A 19,845-nucleotide genomic window follows, 5' to 3' on the forward strand; every position below is an offset into this window, starting at 1 on the left:
GGCGATGATGGCGGCGGCTTGATGCCGGCCGCCGTTGCCAACCCGCCCCGTCGGCCTTGAGGTCGGCGGGGCGGTGCTTATTCGAGCGTCAACGCGTCACCCGTGTTACGGCTTTGCGGAAGGGGCGCTTTGGAGGCAGACATCGTCCTCAGTTCGAGGCTTACAACCCCGCGTAGCGGCCATTCCAATGGGTATAAAGCGGTAGTAGGTCTTGAGAGGGGGAGTGCTTGCAGCTTAAAAATGAGGCTTCAGAAAACCGGGTGTTGCCAATGTCATTTCGTCTAATGAGGTTAAGGATTTTGATGCAGTGGAGCAGAGCGCTATACAAGAGGAGAAATGAATAAGTGCTGAACTTGGTTGCCGTGGCTGAATGGATACGCCAAACAGATGATGAGGATAGTATTAAAACATAACACCGGTGGGGCTGGATGTGTCAAGGCAGAGCTTTAAGCTGATGGGACTTTAGAGTCAATTTTTGTTGAGAGAATGGCAATGTAGCATGTTTTTAATGGAATTATTTTCGATAGATGTGGGGGCGAAGTAGCTGTTTTCTTCTGTGTTTTTCTATTTAAATGTGGTGATATTGATGTTTTTGGTTATTTTAAAGTAGATCCATTGTGTGATTTTTGTGGATATCCCCTTTTATTATAAATATATTAAGTTATTGGTAATTTTGAAATTTTTATTGAATGAATGTGTCTGTGTTTTTTTGTATTGCCATGATTTTTTTAGGAAAAATCCTATTTGTCTGTTTAGGGGGGGCTAAGTACAATCGGCCTGTCTTTATTTTGGGCTCGATTAAAAGGGTTTTCGGCGAGTTTGAAATTGAAGATATTTAAATATCAATGGAGAGTCGTTTCATGAAAAAGATCGTCGTTTTGGCCAGTTTATTTCTGCCGACTTTAGCGCTGGCGGGCAACACCATTAACTTCCAGGGCGAAGTGTCTTCGCAGACTTGCAAGGTGGATATCAACGGCAATGACAGCAACCCGGTGGTTCTGTTGCCTACGGTGCCGACGACCAGCCTGAGCGCGGCGGGGGCGGCGGCGGGGCAAACCGATTTCACCATCCGTTTGACCGGTTGTGAAGCGGCGCCCACCGGCGGCACCGAGATCAAGACCGTGTTCGTCGCCAACAGCCTGACTAAGGACGGCAATATCGTTAACACCGGCACCGCCAAGAACGTTGCCCTGCAATTGCTGGACCCGGCTGCTCCGGCTAATCCGTTCGACCTGGCCGGCGGCTACAAGGCGTCGGGCCTGGTATTGGAAGCAGGCAAAACCACGGCTGAGCACAAGTTCGCCGTCCGCTACTACGCCGAAGGCGCCGCCACCGTAGGGTCGGTGCTGGGCAGCGTGCAGTATGCGGTTTCCTACTTGTAAACCTAGCGGCAGTCAGCCGGAGCGCGGCGCGTTTAGCGCCGCCGCGCTCCGGCGCGCGCTGCTGCCGGGACTGATTCTGCTGACGGCGTGGCCGGCGGCCTGGGCCAGCGTGGTGCTGAACAACACCCGCATCGTTTATCCCGGCCAGGCTCGCGAGAGCAGCATCCAACTGAGCAACGAAGACGCCACACCCAATGTGGTCCAGGTCTGGCTGGATTCCGGCGACGTGGACTCCACGCCGGAGTCCGCTTCGGCGCCGTTCGCCGCCATGCCGTCGGTGTTCCGCATGGAACCTAAGGCGGGTCAGACCGTGCGGCTGGTGTTCGACGGCAGCGAGCTGCCGCAGGACAGGGAGTCGGTCTACTACTTCAACATGCTGCAGATCCCGTCGGTTACCGGCGAGTTCTCGGAGCAAAACCAGATGCTGGTGATGCTGCGCAGCCGGCTCAAGCTGTTTTATCGCCCGGCGGGCATTCAGGGCCGGGTTGAGCAGGCGCCGGAGCAACTGCGTTTCTCCTTGCAGCGTCAGGGCCGCGCATGGCAATTGGTCGCGGACAACCGCAGCGGCTACTACCTGACGCTGATGGGCGGCGAGGTGATGAGCGGCGGCAAGGCCCACGCTTTCAAGGCGGACATGCTGGCGCCGTTTTCCCGAGCCAGTTGGCCTATATCGGGGCTGACGCAGACCAGAGCGCCGCTCTCCGTGCGTTACAAGCATGTCAATGATTACGGCGGCGTGAACGAAGTCGAGTCCGCCGCCGTGGCAGCGGAGTGATTCCCCGGATATGACTTCAACTTCCTATCGCGGCCAGTGGCTTCCTGGTCTTCCCCCCATGCTGGCCGCCGGCGCGGTCTGCCTGTCGCCTGGCTTGGTCTGGGCCGAGCCGGGTACGGCCGAGGCCGCGCCGGCGCTCTTGGCTTACCGTTTCGACAAGCGGCTGCTGCAAGGCAACTCGCTGGCGGACGACATCGAGCGCTTCAACAAGCCCAGCCAGGTAGACCCCGGCGAGTACCTGGTGGATGTTTTCGTCAACAACACGTTTTACTCTCGCCAAACCGTGAGCTTCCGGCGCGAGGAAGACCACCCCACGTCCGCTTGTCTGGATCGGGCTTTCCTGATCAAGGCCGGGGTCTTGCCCGAAAGCTTGCCGCCGGACGAGGAGGACGCGGCGGCGTGCTGGCCGCTGGCGCTGCGCATTCCCGGTGCCGGCAGCGAGTTCGACCTGCCGCGGCTGCGTCTGAATCTGTCGGTGCCGCAGGCGGCGATGAAACGGCTGCCGCGCGGCTACGTGGCGGAAGAGGATCTGGACGTCGGCGCGGCCATCGGCTTCCTCAACTACGACGCCAACAGCTACCGCTCCAGCACCGGCGATATCAGCAACACCTATCACTACGTTTCCGCCGACGCCGGGGTGAACCTGGGGCTGTGGCGTTTGCGCCAGCAATCCAACTACAGCAGCGGCATGGCAGGAGGCGGACGCTGGAATCATATCCGCAGCTATGTGCAGCGCGCCTTGCCCGCCCTGCAGAGCGAGCTGACGCTGGGGGACAGCTCCACCGGCGGCAGCCTGCTGAGCGGGCTCAGCTATCGCGGCGTGCAGCTACGCAGCGACGACCGGATGCTGCCGGAAGCCGTGCGCGGCTACGCGCCGGTGGTGCGCGGCGTGGCGGACACCAACGCCAGGGTGGTGGTGCGTCAGGGCAAGCAGGAAATTTATCAGACCGTGGTGGCGCCCGGGCCCTTCGTGATCGACGATCTGTTCCCCACCAGCTATCAGGGCGACCTGGAGGTGGAGGTGACGGAGGCGGACGGACAGGTGAAGCGTTTCACCGTGCCGTTTGCCGCGGTGCCGGGATCGATGCGGCCGGGCCAGACGCGTTACAGCCTGACGGTGGGCCAGCTGCGCAATACGCTGGAAGACAAGCCGGTGTTCGCCGATTTCACTTATCAGCGCGGCGTCAGCAACGCCTTGACCGCCAATATGGGCGCGCGGGCGGCGTCCGATTACGCCGCGCTGCTGGGCGGGGCGGTGTGGGGGTCTCGCTACGGCGCCTTGGGCGCGGACGCCACCTTGTCGCGCTCCCGCGACAGCGACGGCAGCCAGATCCACGGCTGGCGCGCGGCACTGACTTACAGCCACACCATCCAGCCCACCGCCACGTCCATTACTTTGGCGGGCTATCGCTACTCCACTCGCGGCTACCGCGATCTGGTCGACGCGCTGGGCGCGCGCGAGGCCTATAAGCAGGGCCGGACCTGGAACTCCGGCAGCTTCCAGCAGCGCAACCAGTTCACCGTCAGCGTCAACCAGCGGCTGGGCGATTACGGCAGCCTGGGACTGTCCGCCGCGATCAGCGATTACTACAACGGCAAGGAGCGGGACACCCAGCTGCAACTCAGCTATCAGAACCAGTTCCGTTCCATCAGTTACGGGGTATCGGTGGCGCGCCAGCGCATGGGGCAGTCGCAAGACGGCGGCTCCAGATTTCAGCCGCTGGACAGCGGACGGGTGCGCAATACGGTGATGTTCAATCTATCCATGCCCTTGGGGAAGGTCCGGCGCGCGCCGATGTTGGCGGCCTCGACCAGCCGCAGCGACGGTGAAAACAATCTGCAACTGTCCTTGAGCGGCACCGCGGACGAGGCGCAGACGGTCAGCTACGGCGTCAACGTGTCGCAGACCTCGCAAAACAGCGCCACCGCATTGGGCGGCAATGTGCAAAAGCGCTTCCCGCTGGTCACCGTGGGCGGCAGTTATTCGCGCGGACGCAATTTCACCCAAACCGGCGCCAGCGCGCGCGGCGCGGTGGCGGTGCACCGCGGCGGCGTAACCTTCGGCCCCTATCTGAGCGAAACCTTCGGCCTGGTGGAAGCGCCGGGCGCCAAAGGCGCGGAAGTGCGCTACGGCATGGGCGCCAAGGTGGACCGCGCCGGTTACGCGCTGATCCCGTCGCTGACCCCTTACCGTTACAACGACGTGTCGCTGGACAGCAAGGGCCTGGCCGATGGCGTGGAGCTGCAAGGCGACCAATTGCGCACCGCGCCTTACGCCGGCGCGGCGGTCAGGCTGAAGTTCGCCACCCGCCGCGGCCAGGCGCTGTTGATCAAGGGGCGGCTGGCAAACGGCCAGGCCCTGCCCATGGGCGCGATGGTGTACGCGGAAGACGGCTCCAATATCGGCATGGTGGGCCAGGGCGGGCAGGCCTATGCGCGGGTGGCCTCCCGCAAGGCGCGCCTGCTGGTGAAGTGGGGCAAAGAGGCGGACAGGCAGTGCGCGCTGCCGTATGAACTGGCCGACGACGCGCCAAGCCGGCCGATTATCCGCCTGGAGGCGGAGTGCGCGCCGCCGCTCAAACAATGAGGACCAAGATGAAATTTCAAACTGACGCCGCGGTGCGGAGGCATGGCGCGGCGGCCTTATTGGCCGTGCTGCTGGGTGGGCTGTGGAGCGCGCAGGCGGAGGCCGCGTGCTATCGCGTGTCGCGCCCCACGCCGTCGACCAATCCCAACGATGTGGATTATGTTGAACCGGGCAAGGGGGTGGTACGGTTGTGGGAGGGCGCGCGAGACGATGCAGGGCAGCAGGCGATGGCGATGACCCTCAATATCAATAACGAGATATTCCAGCCTGACGGCACCTTGTTGGGCAGCAAGGTGTTGAGCATTTACGACTTGGGTTTCGGCAATATCGGCGGCTATACGCCGGAACAAGTGCTATTCCGTTGCACGAAAGAAGAAGAGGGAAAACTGTTTGAATACTACTCGACCAATGGCGACAACGAATGGGCCGGCAGGGATGAGGTGGGCAGCGCCATCGGGCTGGCGGATTCTTACCGTACGATGCAGCGCGGGCTGATTTCGCGAGTGACCAATCTGAATACCGGAGAGCATGCGACGCGGAAGTGGAAACGCCGAGCATTGAAACTGACGGCTGAAGACATCGATTCACAGAAGTGGCTTCTGATCAAGGTCAAGCATTTCAGCAACTACAAGGTGGAGTTTTTCAAATACAGCGAGGCGAAGGGCTATCCGGATATAGTCTGGCAGGATAGCGAGCTTGGCCAGAGCTGGGTAAATAGCCAGCCGATAGCTTACAGCGCGTTTCAAGGCGGCGGCTGGTCGCCAGGTTTGTTTATAGGCGCCGATCACATAAACAATTGGTCCGGTTTCTACAACGCCTGGCCCGGCGCCATCAACCCGTATAACACCGTCAAGATCCGCAGAACCGCCAGCTGTCGGGTGGAAATGGTGACGCCGGTGGTGCTTTTCCCGTCCATCAGCGCGGTTGAGATGGAGAAGGGCGGGCAACGTACGCTGCCGATCGAGATCAACCTGCAATGCCAGACGGGCTCGCCGGCCAATATCGGCCTGTCTGGTTTTCAAAGCGGAACCGGAACGGGACAGACGGCGATGGGGGTGCTGGTGCAAGCCGCCAACTACCAGGCGGCCTTGAAAGAGGGCTTGAGCACCGGCGGCGGCGGGGTCACGCATCTGCTGTCCGACGGTTACGGGGTCAACCCCGCCGTGGCCACCGGCGTGGGCGTGGCCTTGAGCCGGCCGGGCGGCCAGCGCTTGAACCTGTTGAGCAATGAGCTGATCACCGGCGGCGGAGCCCCAGACGGCTGGTATCCGGTGTTGCAGGACGCGGAAGCGACGAGTAACCAGAGCGGTCTGACCCATTACCGTGCCCGGATGAGCGCGACGCTGATCCGCCTGCCGGGCAAGAAGGTCAAGCCGGGTTCCTTGAACGCGACCGCGCAAGTGGTGGTCCGTGTCCAGTAGCGCATGGGCGCGCTGGAGCGCGGGCGGTCTGTTGTGCCTATTGTGCGGCAGCAGTTGGGCCGGGCTGATGGCGGAGTCGACACGGGTGGTGTTCGAGGCCGGCGGCGCCGAGCAATCGCTGCAACTGGTCAATCTCAACCCCTATCCGGTGGTGGTGCAGGCCTGGGTCGACGACGGTCATTTGGAGTCCGGCCCGGACGCGGCCGGAGCGGCGGGCGCGGCGGTGATGCCCATTCCGCCTATCTTCCGTTTGAACCCGAAGGGACAGATCAGTCTGCGCCTGCTCGCCACCGGCGTGCCCTTGCCCGTGGATCGCGAGTCGCTGTTCTGGTTGAACCTGTACGAAATCCCTCCGGCGAGGACGGATTTGCCGGCGGATGCGCAGACGCTGACCGTCACGCTGCGGACTCAGATGAAGGTTTTGATGCGGCCGGCCAAGCTGCCCGTCTCGGTTGAGGACTTGCCGGAGCAACTGCGTTTCACCCTGGAGCAGCGGACGGACGGTCCGCGTGTGCGCATCGACAACGCCAGCCCTTATTACGCCACCTTCCGCGCGCTGGAGCTGGCCTGCGCCGGGGCGCCGGCGCAGCCATTGGCGGCGGAGATGGTGGCGCCCTTAACGGCGGAGACGCTGGCCTTGGGTTCGTCCCCGCCCTGCGCCGTCGAGCAGGCGGAAGTCCGTTTTTTGCTGGTGGGCGACGACGGCAACCCGGTGGCGGGCAAGGCGGCCCTGGCTTTGAGCGTCAGCGGTTCCTGATGGATGTTTATGAAAATGGAGTAGAATTGAAATGGTTTTGATCGTTTTGGCATTGTCGGGCCGACCCTGGCGCTGAGCCGGAACGCGAGCCGCCGCATCCACAGGAGCCGTGATGACGAGTAATGCCGCCTTAAGCCAGAGCATCCAGTTTTTCCTTGAACTGGATAAATTGAAAGAAGTGATCCGCAAAAACTGGATCGCTTCGCAGCAGAGGCGGGAAAACTCCGCCGAGCACAGCTGGCAGGTGGCGATGCTCGCCATGGCCTTGCAGCCGCACGCCAACGAGCCGGTGGCGCTGGACCGAGTGGTCAGGCTCTTGCTGGTGCACGATGTCGGCGAAATCGTCGCCGGCGACGTCAGCGTATTCGACCGAGGAGAAGGCCCTGAGGAGAAAGAGGCCGAACGCGCCGGCGCGGCTCAGGTGTTCAACCTGCTGCCGCAGGCGCAGGCGGAGGAAATGCTGGCCTTGTGGGACGAGTTCGAACAAGGCTTTACCGCGGAGGCGCGTTTCGCCAATGCGATAGACCGGCTGGCGCCGGCCTTGTTGAACCTGCACTCCGACGGCAAGGGCTGGAAGGAGCAGCAGGTGCGCAAGTCCCAGGTGCTGGAGCGCGTAATGCCGGGGGTCAGGCAGGGCTGCCGCGCCGCGGCCGGATGGCTGGAACAGGCCTTGGAGCAGGCCGAGCAACGCGGCGTGTTCCCGCCGGAACGCTAGGCCGGCGCGCCGGCTTGCGGCGGATCAATTGGCCGGCCGGCGTCTTGCCGCATACTGTCTTCCATCGAGGGCCGCCGCTGGGCGGCCTTTTGGCTTTGGAGGGGGACGGGAAATGATTGCGGTGATCGGCGCGGGAATGTCCGGCCTGGCCTGCGCCTGGCAGTTGCGCCGGCGCGGCGTGGACGCGGTGGTGTACGAGGCGTCCGACCGGGTGGGCGGCAAGGTGCTGAGTCTGGACCTGGCGCCGGGCTTGATGGAGGCGGGGCCCAATACTTTGCTGGCGGACGAGGCCTTGTGGCAATGGCTGCTGGAGCTGGGACTGACGCCCTTGGCGCCGGCGGCGGGGCCGCAGCGGCGCTTCGTGCTGCGGCACGGCCATTACCGCGCCTTGCCCGACGGTCCCGCCTCCCTGTTGGCCGGCGGCTATTTCAGCCCAGGCGCCAAATGGCGGCTGTTGAGCGAGCCTTGGCGCCGCCCCGTCGAGCCGGATGCGTCGGAAACGGTGGCGGCCTTTTTTCGGCGCCGCTTGGGCGAGGAGGTGCTGGCCACCCTGGTGGACCCGTTCATCGGCGGCGTGTTCGCCGGCGATCCGGAAGAATTGCTGATGAGGGAATGCCTGCCCGCATTGGCGGCGGCGGAGCGGGAGGCGGGATCGCTGGCCTTGGGCATGTGGCGGCGCTGGCGGCGCGGCGAGACCCGGCGCAAGCGGATGTGCACGCTGGCGGGCGGGCTGTCCAGCCTGGCGGAGCGGCTGGCGAGAGATCTGGACGTGAGGCTGGGCTGTCCGGCGCTGGCGCTGGAACGCGCGGGCGAGGGCTGGCGCTTGTGGACGCCGCAGGGGCCGCAGCCGGCCAGCGCGGTGGTGCTGGCTTTGCCGGCGCCGCAGGCGGCGCGGCTGCTGGAACCCTGCGAGCCGGAATGGGCGCGGGCCTGCGCGGCGCTGCCCTATGCGCCGCTGACCGTGGTGGCCACCGTGGCGGCGGAGCGGACGCTGCGCCGGCCGCTGGAGGGTTTCGGCGGCTTGCACCCGGCCAGCGAGCAGGCTTTGGCCTTGGGGCATTTGATGTCCAGCCGGATTTATCCGCATACGGCGGCGCCCGGCTCGCGCTTGTTGACCAGCTTCATCGGCGGCCGTCGCCAGGCGGAGTTGGCCGCTTTGCCGGATCAGGCCTTGTTGCGGCGCTTGAACCTGGAGCTGGCGCGCCTGTTCGGCCTGGAGGGCGAACCCTTGAGTCAGCGCATCGTGCGTTGGCCGCAGGCGCTGCCGCAGGGCACGGCGGCGATGGCGGCCTTGCGGCCGCTGGCGGCGGCCGCGAGCGAGCGCGGCCTGCATGTCTGCGCCAACTGGCTGGACGGGGTGTCGCTGCCGGACTGTCTGGCCAAGGGGCGGGCGCTGGCAGATCGGCTGGCGGCGCAGGCTTTGCATTGCCGCGGATCCGGCATATAACAAATCGTCGCGGACAGCGGGACGAAAGGAGAGGCCGATGCGGGCGAGTCTAGGGATGACGGCTGCCGGGGCCTGTCTGCTGGCGGCGGGCGCGGCGGCGCAGGCCCCGATCAAACTGTGCGGGGTGGAGTGGCAGCCGTTCAGCTATGTGAAGAACGGCAAGGTGGATTCCGGCATCAGCCACGACGTGCTGCAAGAGGCCTTCCGCCGGATGAAGGTGCCGGTGACGATGGAGGCCGCGCCTTGGGAGCGTTGCCTGCGCGGGGTCAAGACCGGCGACTACGACGCGGTGATAGACAATGAAGTGGCCGCCCAGACGCCGCGCTTCAAGAACGTCTATTCCAGCTATCCGGTGGCCTTGTGCGTCAAGCGCGGCTCGCCGGTCAAATCCTTCGACTGGAAACTGGTGCAAGGCCAGGCGGTGGGCATGGTGCGCGGTTACACCTATACGCCGAAGATTCTGAACTATCCCAACTGGAAGCTGGAGCCGAGCAACGACGAGGATCAGCTGTACGCGATGCTGACCGGCGGCCATCGTCGGTTCGTCTTGTGCGATGTGTGGGGCGCCTCCCTGCGGCCGAACGTGGAGATCTTGCAGCCGGTGATAGACCGCACCGATCTGTCGCCCAATTTCAGCGCCCGGCAGGCGGCGCTGGCGGCCAGGCTGGACGCGACGATAGGCGATCTGATCCGCGACGGCAGCGTGGAGTGCATCTACGCCAAATACACCCAGCGCAAGTTCCGGGATATGGTGCCGGCGGCGGGCAAATGAGGGCGCCGCTGCGCGAGGCGGGCCGGCGCGAGGGCGTTTCGCCGGCCTTTTTGATTTGCCGCCAACGGCTTGGCTTTGCGCGGGGGGCGCTAGGCGGTAGAATCTGCCTTTGACTTTTCACTTTGCTTGCCACCTCTATGCTTACCTTCCAGGAAATCATCCTCACGCTCCAGCACTATTGGAACCGCCAGGGCTGCGCCTTGCTGCAGCCTTACGACACCGAAGTGGGCGCGGGGACTTCCCACACCGCCACCTTTCTGCGGGCGCTGGGGCCGGAGCCGTGGAACGCGGCCTATGTGCAGCCGTCGCGCCGACCCGCGGACGGTCGTTACGGCGAAAACCCCAACCGCCTGTTCCAGCATCATCAATTCCAGGTGGTGCTGAAGCCGGCTCCGTCCAATATCCAGGAGCTGTATCTGGGTTCCTTGAAGGAGCTGGGCCTGGATCCGACGGTGCAGGATATCCGCTTCGTCGAGGACGACTGGGAAAACCCGACCCTGGGCGCCTGGGGCCTGGGCTGGGAAGTGTGGCTGAACGGCATGGAAGTGACCCAGTTCACCTATTTCCAGCAAGTGGGCGGCCTGGACTGCAAGCCGGTGCTGGGCGAGATCACCTACGGTCTGGAGCGTCTGGCCATGTATCTGCAGGGCGTGGAGAACGTCTACGACCTGATCTGGACCCATCTGCCGGACGGCCAGCCGGTCACGTACGGCAATGTGTTCTTCCAGAACGAAGTGGAGCAGTCCAAGTACGCGTTCGAACACAGCAACGTCGAGCTGCTGTTCCGCCAGTTCAACGACTACGAGGCCGAGGCCAAGTCGCTGCTGGAGGCCAGCCTGCCGCTGCCGGCCTACGAGATGATTCTCAAGGCCGGGCACACCTTCAACCTGCTGGACGCGCGCGGCGCGATCTCGGTGACCGAACGCGCCACCTATATCGGCCGCATCCGCACCCTGTCCCGCGGCGTGGCGCAGGCGTATTACGACGCCCGCGAAGCGCTGGGTTTCCCGATGTGCCGGCAGGCCTGAGCTTGGCTTGCCGCCCCGGCCGTTTCTTGACAGAGGGAATGCGCATGAAGGCCTTTTTCGCATGTCTGTGCGCCGCGCTGGCGCTGCCGGCGCAGGCCGAGCCCGCCGCCGACTGGGTGGCGTATCAGGACGGCAAGGCGCTGCAATTGGCGATAGACGGCAATTCGCTGTGGCTGGGGCAGGACGGGCTGGTGCACTTCGTCAACCAGGAACGGTTCGACAAGATCCAGTACGAGAAAAGCTACAAGCTGAAATTCAATATCCGCCGCAGCGTAGGCTACGCCGACTGCGGCAAGTACCAGTACGTGTTTGTCAGTTCCGATTATTTCGATCGCAACAACAAGCACCTGTTCTCAACCCTGTTTCCAGTGCCGCGTCACGCCTGGAAATGGCAGCCCGTGTATAACGGATCGGTCGCCGACGCCATGATGAAGGTGATCTGCGAAGCCGCCGGGGCCGCCAAGCGTTAAGTTTTAGAGTGAATATGAACCAGACATTGCTGATTGAGCTGCTCACCGAGGAGCTGCCGCCCAAAGCGTTGGAAAAGCTGGCCGCCAGCTTTGCCCAGACCATAGGCGACGAACTGAAAAAGATGCAGTTCGCGCCGGCCGACGCCGAAGCGACGGTCTACGCCTCGCCGCGCCGCCTGGCGGTGCAGTTGGCCGATGTGGCCGCCTTGCAGCCGGACCAGAAGATTAGCCGCAAGGGCCCGGCCGTGGCCGCCGGGATGAAAGACGGCCAGCCCACGCCGGCGCTGGCCGGTTTCGCCCGCTCCTGCGGCGTGGACGTGTCCGCACTGTCCACGATGAGCGACGGCAAGCAGGACGTGTACGTCTACGAGAGCGTCAAGCAGGGCCAGCCGCTGGCCGCGGTGCTGGCCGACGTGGTGGCCTTGGCGCTGAAAAAGCTGCCGGCGCCCAAGCTGATGCGCTGGGGCAGCCTGGACGTGCAGTTCGTGCGTCCGGTGCACGGCCTGATCATGCTGCACGGCGACGCGGTGGTGCCGGGCGAGGTGCTGGGCCTGCACAGCGGCCAACGCACCCGCGGCCATCGCTTCCTGTCCGAGGGCGAAGTGACCGTGGCCAACGCCGACGCTTACGCCCGCACCCTGCATGAGTCCGGCAAGGTGGTGGCCAGCTTCGACGCACGCCGCGAACTGATCCGCCACAAGCTGGCCGAGGCCGCCGCCCGCCTGAACGCCACCATCGCCGCGCCGGAGGCCTTGTTCGACGAGGTGACCGGCCTGGTGGAATGGCCGGTGGTGCTGGAAGCCGGCTTCGAGGCCGAATTCCTGCGCGTGCCGCAGGAATGCCTGATCCTGACCATGCAGCAGAACCAGAAATACTTCCCGCTGCTGGACGCCTCCGGCAAGCTGATGAACCGCTTCCTGCTGGTGTCCAACCTGGAAACCGCGGACCCGTCCTTCATCGTCGGCGGCAACGAGCGCGTGCTGCGCGCGCGCCTGTCCGACGCCAAGTTCTTCTTCGAACAGGACCAGAAGGCGCGGCTGGACAGCCGGCTGCCGCGTCTGGCCAATGTGGTCTACCACAATAAGATCGGTTCGCAGCTGGAGCGCGTGGAGCGCTTGCAGAGCATCGCCGGCGCCATCGCCCATGAGCTGGGCGCCGACGCCGCGCTGGCCGCCCGCGCCGCCTATCTGGCCAAGGCCGACCTGGTGTCCGGCATGGTGGGCGAATTCCCCGAGCTGCAGGGCGTGATGGGCATGTATTACGCCCAGTTCGACGGCGAGCACGCCGAAGTGGCCGCCGCCATCGAAGGCCATTACCACCCGCGTTTCGCCGGCGACACGCTGCCGGAAGGCAAGATCGCCACCGCGGTGGCGTTGGCGGACAAGCTGGAAACCATCGTCGGCATCTGGGGCATAGGCCTGATCCCCACCGGCGACAAGGATCCATTCGCCCTGCGCCGCGCCGCTCTGGGCGTGGTGCGCATGGCGCTGGACGCGGATCTGGACCTGAAGGCGCTGCTGAACATCGTCGCCGCGGCCTTCCCGGCCGGCAAGCTGTCCGCCACCGTGGCCGACGAGGTGTTCGGCTTCATGATGGACCGCCTGAAGAACTTCCTCGCCGCCGATTACAAGGGCGACGAGATCGACGCGGTGCTGGCGCTCTCGCCCAGCCGGCTGGCGGAAGTGCGCGCGGTCTTGTCCGCCGTGGCCGCTTTCAAAGCGCTGCCGGAAGCGGCCGCGCTGGCCGCCGCCAACAAACGGGTGAAGAACATCCTGAAGAAGGTGGAAGGCGAAGTGGGCGCGGTGAATCCGGCGCTGCTGGGCGAAGCGGCCGAGCAGGCGTTGTTCGCCGCCGTCGAGCAGTTGGCGCCGCAGGTGGACGATAAGTTCGCCGCCCGCGACTTCGCCGCCGCGCTGACTCAGCTGGCCTCGCTGCGCGCGCCGGTGGACGCCTTCTTCGACGGCGTGATGGTGATGGCGGACGACGCCGCGGTGCGCAACAACCGCATCGCCTTGCTGGCGCGTCTGGCCGGCTTGTTCAACCGCGTGGCGGACATCTCGCTGCTGGCGGAGTAATCCGATGGGGCGGCCGCGGCCGCCCCGGCGCTCTGGACGGGGAAAACCGTGAAACTAGTGATACTCGACCGCGACGGCGTGATCAACGAAGACCGCGACGATTTCGTCAAATCGCCGGCGGAATGGGTGCCGATCGAGCACAGCCTGGAGGCGATCGCCAATCTGACCCAGTCCGGTTGGCGCGTGGTGGTGGCCACCAATCAATCCGGCATCGGCCGCGGCTTGTTCGACATGCAGGCGCTCAACGCCATGCACGAGAAGATGCATAGGCTGGTGGGCCAGGCCGGCGGCCGCATCGACGCGGTGCTGTTCTGTCCGCACGGCCCCAGCGCTGGCTGCGACTGTCGCAAGCCGCTGCCGGGCATGGTGTTGGAGATCGCGGAGCGCTTCAATGTGAAGCTGGACGGTTTGCCGCTGATCGGCGACAGCCGGCGCGACCTGGAGTCAGTGGCGGCGGTGGGCGGCCTGCCCATCCTGGTCAAGACCGGCAAGGGCGCCAAGACGCTGGCCGACGGCGAACTGCCGGCCGGCACCCTGGTGTTCGACGATTTGTACGACGCCGCGGAATATCTGATCGATTCCCGCGAACGTTGATTTCAGAAAAGGATAGTGTTCCAAGCATGCTGAGTTTATGGCTTCGTAACCTGCTGTACTGGCTGGTGCTGATGATCGTCACGCCGCTCTTCTTCTTCTTGCTGCTGCTGTCCGCGCCGCTGCCGCGCCGCGCGCGCCATGTGTTCGGCGTCAGCTGGGCCTTGAGCCTGCTGTGGATGCTGGAGCACGTGATCGGCCTGAAATACAAGGTGCTGGGCGCGGAAAACCTGCCTGAGCAGCCGTCGGTGATCTGTTCCAAGCACCAGTCCGGCTGGGAAACGCTGGCCTTGCAGAAGATCTTTCCGTGGCAGGTGTACGTGGCCAAGCGCGAGCTGACCTGGATTCCGGTGTTCGGCTGGGGCCTGGTGCTGATGAACCCCATCATCATCAACCGCTCCGACCGCGCCAACGCCAACCAGCGTCTGCTGGAACAGGGGCTGGAACGCAAGCGTCACCGCTTCTGGATCACGGTATTCCCGGAAGGCACCCGCACCAAGCCGGGCGTGGCGGGCAAATACAAGCTGGGCGCGGCGCGCATGGCCAAGCAGTTCGACATGCCGCTGGTGCCGGTGGCTCACAACGCCGGCGAATTCTGGCCGCGCAACGCCTTCCTGAAATACCCCGGCGAGATCACCGTGGTGGTGGGCAAGCCCATTGTGCCGAGCGAAGAGCTGGGGCCCGAGGCGATGATGAAGGAAGCCGAGCAGTGGATCGAGGCGCGCCAGCGCGAGATCGGCGGCGTCGGCCCGTTCGCGGACGCGGATGAAAAGCGCAAACGTCTGGCTGCGTCTGCCGCTGCCTGACGGCGAGGTGGACGTGGTGCTGACCCGGCGCCCGCGCAAAAGCGTGGGCATACGGGTCAGCGCGGGCAGGGTGGAGCTGGTCGCGCATCCGGCGGTCAGCGCCGCCCGTCTGCGCGAAGTGCTGTTGGAGCGCCGCGACTGGATCGCCGGCCATGTGGCGCGGCAAAGGCAGGCGCGGCGGCAAGCCGAGGATCTCAGCCAACTGAGTTGGCAGGGTCAGGCTCTGCCCATCGTGCTGGCGGCCGGCGTGCGGCGCACGGCCAGGCTGTCGGCGGAGGGCTTGATTGTTACCGGTATCGTCGAGGGCGACGCGGCCGCTTTGAAGCAGGCGGTATGCCGTTTCTTCAAACGAGAGGCGGCCTTGCGTTTTCCGGCGCGGATGGAGGCACTGGCGCGCGCCTGCCGGCGCCGGCCCAGCGGCCTGCAGCTGTCGTCGGCGCGCACGCGCTGGGGCAGCTGCACTGCGGCCGGGGTGATCCGGCTGAACTGGCGCTTGCTGCAGGCGCCGCCGGCGGTGCTGGATTACGTGATCGCCCATGAGCTGGCCCATCTGGAACACATGAACCATTCACCGGCGTTCTGGGCGGAGACTGCGCGCCTGTACCCGGACTGGCAGGCGGCGCGGCGCTGGTTGAAGCTGCACGGCGCCGGGCTGTTCCATTTTGATTGATGAATTAAGGAGAGTGATGATGCGTTTACTGCACACCATGCTGCGAGTGGGCAATCTGGAGCGCTCGCTGGCGTTTTACCAGGAAGTGCTCGATATGAAATTGCTGCGCCGCCAGGATTATCCGGACGGCCGCTTCACCCTGGCCTTTGTCGGCTACGGCGCGGAAGAAGAGCAGACGGTGCTGGAGCTGACCCACAACTGGGACACCGAATCCTACGAGTTGGGCAACGCTTACGGCCACATCGCCATCGAAGTGCCGGACGCTTACGCCGCCTGTGACATGGTGCGCGCCAAGGGCGGCAAGGTGACGCGCGAAGCCGGTCCGATGAAGCACGGCACCACGGTGATCGCCTTCGTCGAAGACCCGGACGGCTACAAGATCGAATTCATCCAGCGCTGAGGCGTTCGTCTCCGCAGACAAGGCCGACGGCGTAGCGCCGCCGGCCTTGTTTCATCAAATGCTTAATTAGCGTGGCAATCGCGCAAAAACACTTGCTTCCGATACCGGTTTTCCTTGTCCGGACTGCCCGAGTTATGGGACGATGTAACGCTTTGTAACCGTTTGGGCCTAAATCAAGCGCGCCGCTTCCGCGCCGCGCGGATGCATGCCGGCCTGACTGGGAAGCGTCAGCGCAAGGGCATCCGGCTGCTCTTGCGCTTCAACAATATCGCCGGAATCCATACTTTGCATAGCCTGTCCAAGCTCGTCTTGAAGCAGGCGATGGCGCTTTTATCAATGGGCGTCATGCCCTCGGGAAGATAAATGACCAAAACACTCTTGAGCGCCGCCGCGCTGGCCCTGCTGCCGGCGCTGGTGCAAGCCGCGGAACTGGACGGCGCCACGCTGAGCCTGGCCTGGGGGCTGCCGTTCGCCGGCATTCTGCTGTCCATCGCGCTGTTCCCCATATTCGCGCCGGGCATCTGGCACCATCACTTCGGCAAGATCACCGCGATGTGGACCGTGCTGTTCCTGGCGCCCTTCGCCGTGTCTTACGGCCTGGGCACTTCGACAGCGTTGATCGTCCACGCGCTGTTCGGCGAATACATACCCTTCATCGTGCTGCTGTTCTCGCTGTACACCGTGTCCGGCGGCATCCTGGTGTGGGGCTCCTTGCACGGTTCGCCCAAACTCAACACCGCCATTCTGGCGATAGGCACGGCGCTGGCCTCCATCATGGGCACCACCGGTGCGGCGATGCTGCTGATCCGCCCCCTGCTGCGCGCCAACGAGAAGCGCAAGCACAATGTGCACGTGGTGGTGTTCTTCATCTTCCTGGTGGCCAATATCGGCGGCGGTCTGACCCCGCTGGGCGACCCGCCGCTGTTCCTGGGCTTCCTCAAAGGCGTCAGCTTCGGCTGGACGGTGCAGCATATGGCGCTGCCGGTGTTGGTGTTGTCGCTGGCGCTGCTGGCCATTTTCTACGCGCTGGACAGCTATTTCTTCAAGAAGGAAGCGCAGGCGGGCGCGCTGCCGGAAATCGACCGTTCCAAGGACAAGCCGATCAAGCTGCACGGCAAGCGCAATCTCTTCCTGCTGGCCGGCATCGTCGGCGCGGTGCTGATGTCCGGCGTTTGGAAGCCGGGCGTGGTGTTCGACATCATGGGCACCCCTGTGGAGTTGCAGAACATCGTCCGCGATCTGGCGCTGATCGGCCTGGCCTTCGCCTCGCTGTGGATCACGCCCAAGCAGGTGCGCGCCGGCAATGAATTCAACTGGGATCCCATCCTGGAAGTGGGCAAGCTGTTCGCCGGCATCTTCATCACCATCGGTCCGGTGATCGCCATCCTGCGAGCCGGCGCCGACGGCCACCTGGCCGGCCTGGTGCACATGGTGTCCGACGCCAACGGCCAGCCGGTCAACGCGATGTATTTCTGGATGACCGGCATCCTGTCCAGCTTCCTGGACAATGCGCCCACCTATCTGGTGTTCTTCAACCTGGCCCACGGCGACGCCCAAGTGCTGATGGGGCCGATGGCGGACACTCTGCTGGCGATCTCCATGGGCGCGGTGTTCATGGGCGCCAACACCTATATCGGCAATGCGCCCAACTTTATGGTCAAGGCCATCGCCGAGCACCGCCATGTGAAGATGCCGAGCTTCTTCGGCTATCTGGGCTGGTCCTGCGTCATCTTGCTGCCGCTGTTCGTGCTGATGACGCTGATTTTCTTCTGAGTCGGCCGTCCTTCGGTAAAAAAGCCCGCTGCCGCGGGCTTTTTTCATGGCGGGCCGGTCAATGATGGCCGAGGGCGGTGCCGCCCCTGCCGTCCGGCAGCGCGATGCGAATATTCTGCATCATGCCCTGGTCCTCGTGATCCAGGATATGGCAATGCAGCACGAAGTCGCCGATATAGCGCTGATAGCGGGTGCGGATGGTGATGGTGTAGCGGCCGGCCGCGGCAATTTTCGGGTCATTGCTGGCTTCGATGTTTTTCACCCATAAAGTGTCTTTCCAGACGTTTCTCAGGCCGCTGTATTGCGTATCGCCCGGGTCCATCGAATCCGGCGCGCCTTCCGCGCTAATGTCGTTGCCCTTGGGGTCTACTATCTTGACGATCTGGAACGGGTTGACGTGGATATGGTAGGGGTGGCTGACGAAGTCGGAGCGCAGCGTCCACTCGTCCACGCCGCCCAGCTTCAGGGTGCGGTCTATGCGTTCGCCGGCATAGGGTTTGCCGTCCACCTGGAAGAAGGCGGCGCCGGGTTGGGACACGTCGATGTTGAACGTCAGCGTCTGGGTTCCCGTCACTTCCTGGGGGCTTATGTCCGGATGCGGCACAAAGCTGCTCAGCTTCATCCCGTTGCGCAGTTCCGCGCTGACCTTGGTGGCGACGGCGGACGGAAAGTGGGCGCGGGCGGCGCCGATCAACACCTCCTGCAACGGACGCGAAGCCTGGCCGGGCGCAACGTCCACCACGCCCAGCAAGCGGGCCGACGGCGCCGAGCGGTCTATGGTGCTGCTGACCTTGACGTCGTTGATCAGGCAGTATTTGCCGGCGCTGGGGAAGGACACCAGAGCGTCCCAGCGATAGCCGGGCTGGAACACTACGCTCTTGCGGGTTTGCACCTTGCCCATGGTCAGGCCGTCTGCGGCGATCAAGGGCAGGTCCAGCTCCGTGCCGCTGCTGCAATAGCGGGCGACGTAATCGTCCATCTGCCTGGCGAACAGGCCGGCCAGCGGCGGCGCATTGTCGCTGAGGCGGCGCAGTTTCAGGTTGATGGTGTCGCGCACGCCGGCGTGCACCATTCTCCAGCGTTCCACGTCGCCGGCCCGCGCCTGGGCCATCTTGCCCAAGACCACGCCGTTGATGCTGGTGTAGCGGCCGGACTCTTGCCAGGTCTTGGGGCCGAACTGGTCGTAGCCTTCTATGCCGCCCACGTCGTCGCCGTCGCAGCGATAGCGTTGGTCCTCCTCATTGGGCGGGGTGGCGGTGTTGCCGTAGGTCTTGATCATGCCCTTGTATTGTCCGGCCTTGAAGCGGCAGGCGTACTGGATCTGCTGAAACACCAGCACCCGTTCGCGGAAGTTGACCCCGGCATAGGGCCGCAGCAGGGTGTCGATGTCGCCGTTCTGTTGCTGGGTGGGTTGCCGCGTGCCGCGCACGATCAGCGCGCCGGCCATGCCGCTGGACACTTGCAGCGCGGTGGAGCCGTGGCGATGGGTGTGATACCAGAAGGTGCCGGCCGGGTGGTCGGGCGGAATGTTGTACTCGTACTGGAAGCTGACGCCGGGATTGATGGAGATCAGTACATTGTCGCTATTGCCCGCCGGATTGATCCAGAGTCCGTGGGTATGCAGATTGGTGCCGTTGAAACAATGGGGCTGGTTGCCGCTGCCGCCCTGGTCGGTACAGCTGGGGTCGCGGATGGGTTTGCCGTCGGCGTCGCGGTTCAGCTTGTTGTTCAGGCCGATGCGCACGGTTTGTCCGGGGTAGACCTCGATCAGCGGGGCGATGAAGGGCGTGGCGCTGGGCTGAGAGGATGCCGGCGTCGCGACCGGGCTGAGCGCGCCGGGCAGGTAGCTGCGCAGCGCGACCTTGTCGTAATGGATCTGCCCGGGACGTTCCAGCGAAGGATTGCGAATCCAGCCGTAGCGATAGCGGATGTCCAGATCGTAGGCGACTTCGCGCGGGGCGGCCTGCGGCTGGTCAAGCTCCAGCGGCGCGCGGAGCAGGGCGGCGGTATTGAGCGCGCCGGCGGGCTGAGCGGTCGGGATAGCCAGCAACTGCGGCGGGTTGTCTATCTGCGGGAGGTCTTCGCCGTGGCCGGGCGCCGCGAGCAGCAGCGCGGCGAGGCCCAGCGGAAAGGGAGCGAAGCGAGCTTTGAGCATATTCATCTTGGTCTCCGAATT

General features: G+C 64.3%; 17 protein-coding genes. 16 read left to right on the forward strand and 1 reads right to left on the reverse strand.

Annotation, left to right across the window (positions count from 1 at the left end; all coding sequences use genetic code 11):
• The first annotated feature begins 860 nt into the window (after positions 1–860).
• The 16 genes from QUG03_RS09570 to QUG03_RS09645 all read left to right on the forward strand — a co-directional run bounded on the left by QUG03_RS09570 (position 861) and on the right by QUG03_RS09645 (position 17,669).
• Positions 861–1,382, forward strand: a complete 522-nt coding sequence (locus tag QUG03_RS09570) for a fimbrial protein (protein WP_253314297.1) — start codon at positions 861–863, stop codon at positions 1,380–1,382.
• Positions 1,363–2,157, forward strand: a complete 795-nt coding sequence (locus QUG03_RS09575) for a fimbrial biogenesis chaperone (protein ID WP_107798294.1) — start codon at positions 1,363–1,365, stop codon at positions 2,155–2,157. Before QUG03_RS09570 ends, QUG03_RS09575 begins: the two co-directional genes overlap by 20 nt.
• Before the next feature lie 10 nt (positions 2,158–2,167).
• A complete protein-coding gene (locus QUG03_RS09580) occupies positions 2,168–4,744 on the forward strand; it encodes a fimbria/pilus outer membrane usher protein (RefSeq protein ID WP_500819897.1) in 2,577 nt (858 codons plus the stop codon).
• Positions 4,745–4,752: 8 nt separating this feature from the next.
• Positions 4,753–6,165, forward strand: coding sequence for a fimbrial protein (locus QUG03_RS09585; RefSeq protein ID WP_500819898.1), 1,413 nt, complete (start codon positions 4,753–4,755; stop codon positions 6,163–6,165).
• Positions 6,155–6,922 carry a fimbrial biogenesis chaperone gene (locus tag QUG03_RS09590; protein ID WP_500819899.1) on the forward strand — a complete coding sequence of 256 codons (768 nt, stop codon included), beginning with the start codon at positions 6,155–6,157 and terminating at the stop codon, positions 6,920–6,922. The genes QUG03_RS09585 and QUG03_RS09590 overlap by 11 nt, the downstream gene beginning before the upstream one ends.
• A 112-nt stretch (positions 6,923–7,034) precedes the next feature.
• Positions 7,035–7,637 carry an HD domain-containing protein gene (locus QUG03_RS09595; RefSeq protein ID WP_227107123.1) on the forward strand — a complete coding sequence of 201 codons (603 nt, stop codon included), beginning with the start codon at positions 7,035–7,037 and terminating at the stop codon, positions 7,635–7,637.
• 112 nt (positions 7,638–7,749) lie between these two features.
• On the forward strand, positions 7,750–9,084 hold the full coding sequence (gene hemG / locus QUG03_RS09600) for a protoporphyrinogen oxidase (RefSeq protein WP_500819901.1): 1,335 nt from the start codon (positions 7,750–7,752) through the stop codon (positions 9,082–9,084).
• A gap of 37 nt (positions 9,085–9,121) precedes the next feature.
• Complete coding sequence (locus tag QUG03_RS09605; RefSeq protein ID WP_500819902.1) at positions 9,122–9,856, forward strand: substrate-binding periplasmic protein; 735 nt, start codon at positions 9,122–9,124, stop codon at positions 9,854–9,856.
• A 137-nt stretch (positions 9,857–9,993) separates the two neighbouring features.
• Positions 9,994–10,884: a glycine--tRNA ligase subunit alpha gene (gene glyQ, locus QUG03_RS09610; RefSeq protein WP_107798300.1), complete on the forward strand. Its 891-nt coding sequence runs from the start codon at positions 9,994–9,996 to the stop codon at positions 10,882–10,884.
• 44 nt (positions 10,885–10,928) lie between these two features.
• Positions 10,929–11,354: a surface-adhesin E family protein gene (locus tag QUG03_RS09615; RefSeq protein ID WP_227107127.1), complete on the forward strand. Its 426-nt coding sequence runs from the start codon at positions 10,929–10,931 to the stop codon at positions 11,352–11,354.
• A 14-nt stretch (positions 11,355–11,368) separates the two neighbouring features.
• Positions 11,369–13,429, forward strand: a complete 2,061-nt coding sequence (gene glyS, locus QUG03_RS09620) for a glycine--tRNA ligase subunit beta (RefSeq protein ID WP_500819903.1) — start codon at positions 11,369–11,371, stop codon at positions 13,427–13,429.
• Positions 13,430–13,477: 48 nt separating this feature from the next.
• On the forward strand, positions 13,478–14,023 hold the full coding sequence (gene gmhB, locus QUG03_RS09625) for a D-glycero-beta-D-manno-heptose 1,7-bisphosphate 7-phosphatase (protein ID WP_019103520.1): 546 nt from the start codon (positions 13,478–13,480) through the stop codon (positions 14,021–14,023).
• Between the two features lie 26 nt (positions 14,024–14,049).
• Positions 14,050–14,826: a lysophospholipid acyltransferase family protein gene (locus QUG03_RS09630; protein WP_107798303.1), complete on the forward strand. Its 777-nt coding sequence runs from the start codon at positions 14,050–14,052 to the stop codon at positions 14,824–14,826.
• On the forward strand, positions 14,786–15,496 hold the full coding sequence (locus QUG03_RS09635) for a M48 family metallopeptidase (protein ID WP_227107131.1): 711 nt from the start codon (positions 14,786–14,788) through the stop codon (positions 15,494–15,496). The genes QUG03_RS09630 and QUG03_RS09635 overlap by 41 nt, the downstream gene beginning before the upstream one ends.
• Positions 15,497–15,515: 19 nt before the next feature.
• Entirely contained in the window at positions 15,516–15,896 is a 381-nt protein-coding gene (gene gloA, locus QUG03_RS09640) for a lactoylglutathione lyase (protein ID WP_107801660.1), read from the forward strand.
• A 363-nt stretch (positions 15,897–16,259) separates the two neighbouring features.
• Complete coding sequence (locus QUG03_RS09645) at positions 16,260–17,669, forward strand: sodium:proton antiporter (protein WP_500819904.1); 1,410 nt, start codon at positions 16,260–16,262, stop codon at positions 17,667–17,669.
• Between the two features lie 58 nt (positions 17,670–17,727).
• Here the strand turns inward: QUG03_RS09645 and QUG03_RS09650 are convergent, their stop codons facing one another.
• On the reverse strand, positions 17,728–19,830 hold the full coding sequence (locus QUG03_RS09650) for a multicopper oxidase family protein (protein ID WP_500819905.1): 2,103 nt from the start codon (positions 19,828–19,830) through the stop codon (positions 17,728–17,730).
• Positions 19,831–19,845: the final 15 nt, after the last annotated feature.

The organism is Chromobacterium sp. CCUG 30098 (genome assembly GCF_059916605.1).

Excerpts from the sequence above, each read along its gene's own strand:
- QUG03_RS09570 (WP_253314297.1), top strand. The coding sequence starts at position 861 with ATGAAAAAGATCGTCGTTTTGGCCAGTTTATTTCTGCCGACTTTAGCG.
- QUG03_RS09575 (WP_107798294.1), top strand. The coding sequence starts at position 1,363 with ATGCGGTTTCCTACTTGTAAACCTAGCGGCAGTCAGCCGGAGCGCGGC.
- QUG03_RS09580 (WP_500819897.1), top strand. The coding sequence starts at position 2,168 with ATGACTTCAACTTCCTATCGCGGCCAGTGGCTTCCTGGTCTTCCCCCC.
- QUG03_RS09585 (WP_500819898.1), top strand. The coding sequence starts at position 4,753 with ATGAAATTTCAAACTGACGCCGCGGTGCGGAGGCATGGCGCGGCGGCC.
- QUG03_RS09595 (WP_227107123.1), top strand. The coding sequence starts at position 7,035 with ATGACGAGTAATGCCGCCTTAAGCCAGAGCATCCAGTTTTTCCTTGAA.
- hemG (WP_500819901.1), top strand. The coding sequence starts at position 7,750 with ATGATTGCGGTGATCGGCGCGGGAATGTCCGGCCTGGCCTGCGCCTGG.
- QUG03_RS09605 (WP_500819902.1), top strand. The coding sequence starts at position 9,122 with ATGCGGGCGAGTCTAGGGATGACGGCTGCCGGGGCCTGTCTGCTGGCG.
- glyQ (WP_107798300.1), top strand. The coding sequence starts at position 9,994 with ATGCTTACCTTCCAGGAAATCATCCTCACGCTCCAGCACTATTGGAAC.
- QUG03_RS09615 (WP_227107127.1), top strand. The coding sequence starts at position 10,929 with ATGAAGGCCTTTTTCGCATGTCTGTGCGCCGCGCTGGCGCTGCCGGCG.
- glyS (WP_500819903.1), top strand. The coding sequence starts at position 11,369 with ATGAACCAGACATTGCTGATTGAGCTGCTCACCGAGGAGCTGCCGCCC.
- QUG03_RS09630 (WP_107798303.1), top strand. The coding sequence starts at position 14,050 with ATGCTGAGTTTATGGCTTCGTAACCTGCTGTACTGGCTGGTGCTGATG.
- QUG03_RS09635 (WP_227107131.1), top strand. The coding sequence starts at position 14,786 with ATGAAAAGCGCAAACGTCTGGCTGCGTCTGCCGCTGCCTGACGGCGAG.
- gloA (WP_107801660.1), top strand. The coding sequence starts at position 15,516 with ATGCGTTTACTGCACACCATGCTGCGAGTGGGCAATCTGGAGCGCTCG.
- QUG03_RS09645 (WP_500819904.1), top strand. The coding sequence starts at position 16,260 with ATGACCAAAACACTCTTGAGCGCCGCCGCGCTGGCCCTGCTGCCGGCG.
- QUG03_RS09650 (WP_500819905.1), bottom strand. The coding sequence starts at position 19,830 with ATGAATATGCTCAAAGCTCGCTTCGCTCCCTTTCCGCTGGGCCTCGCC.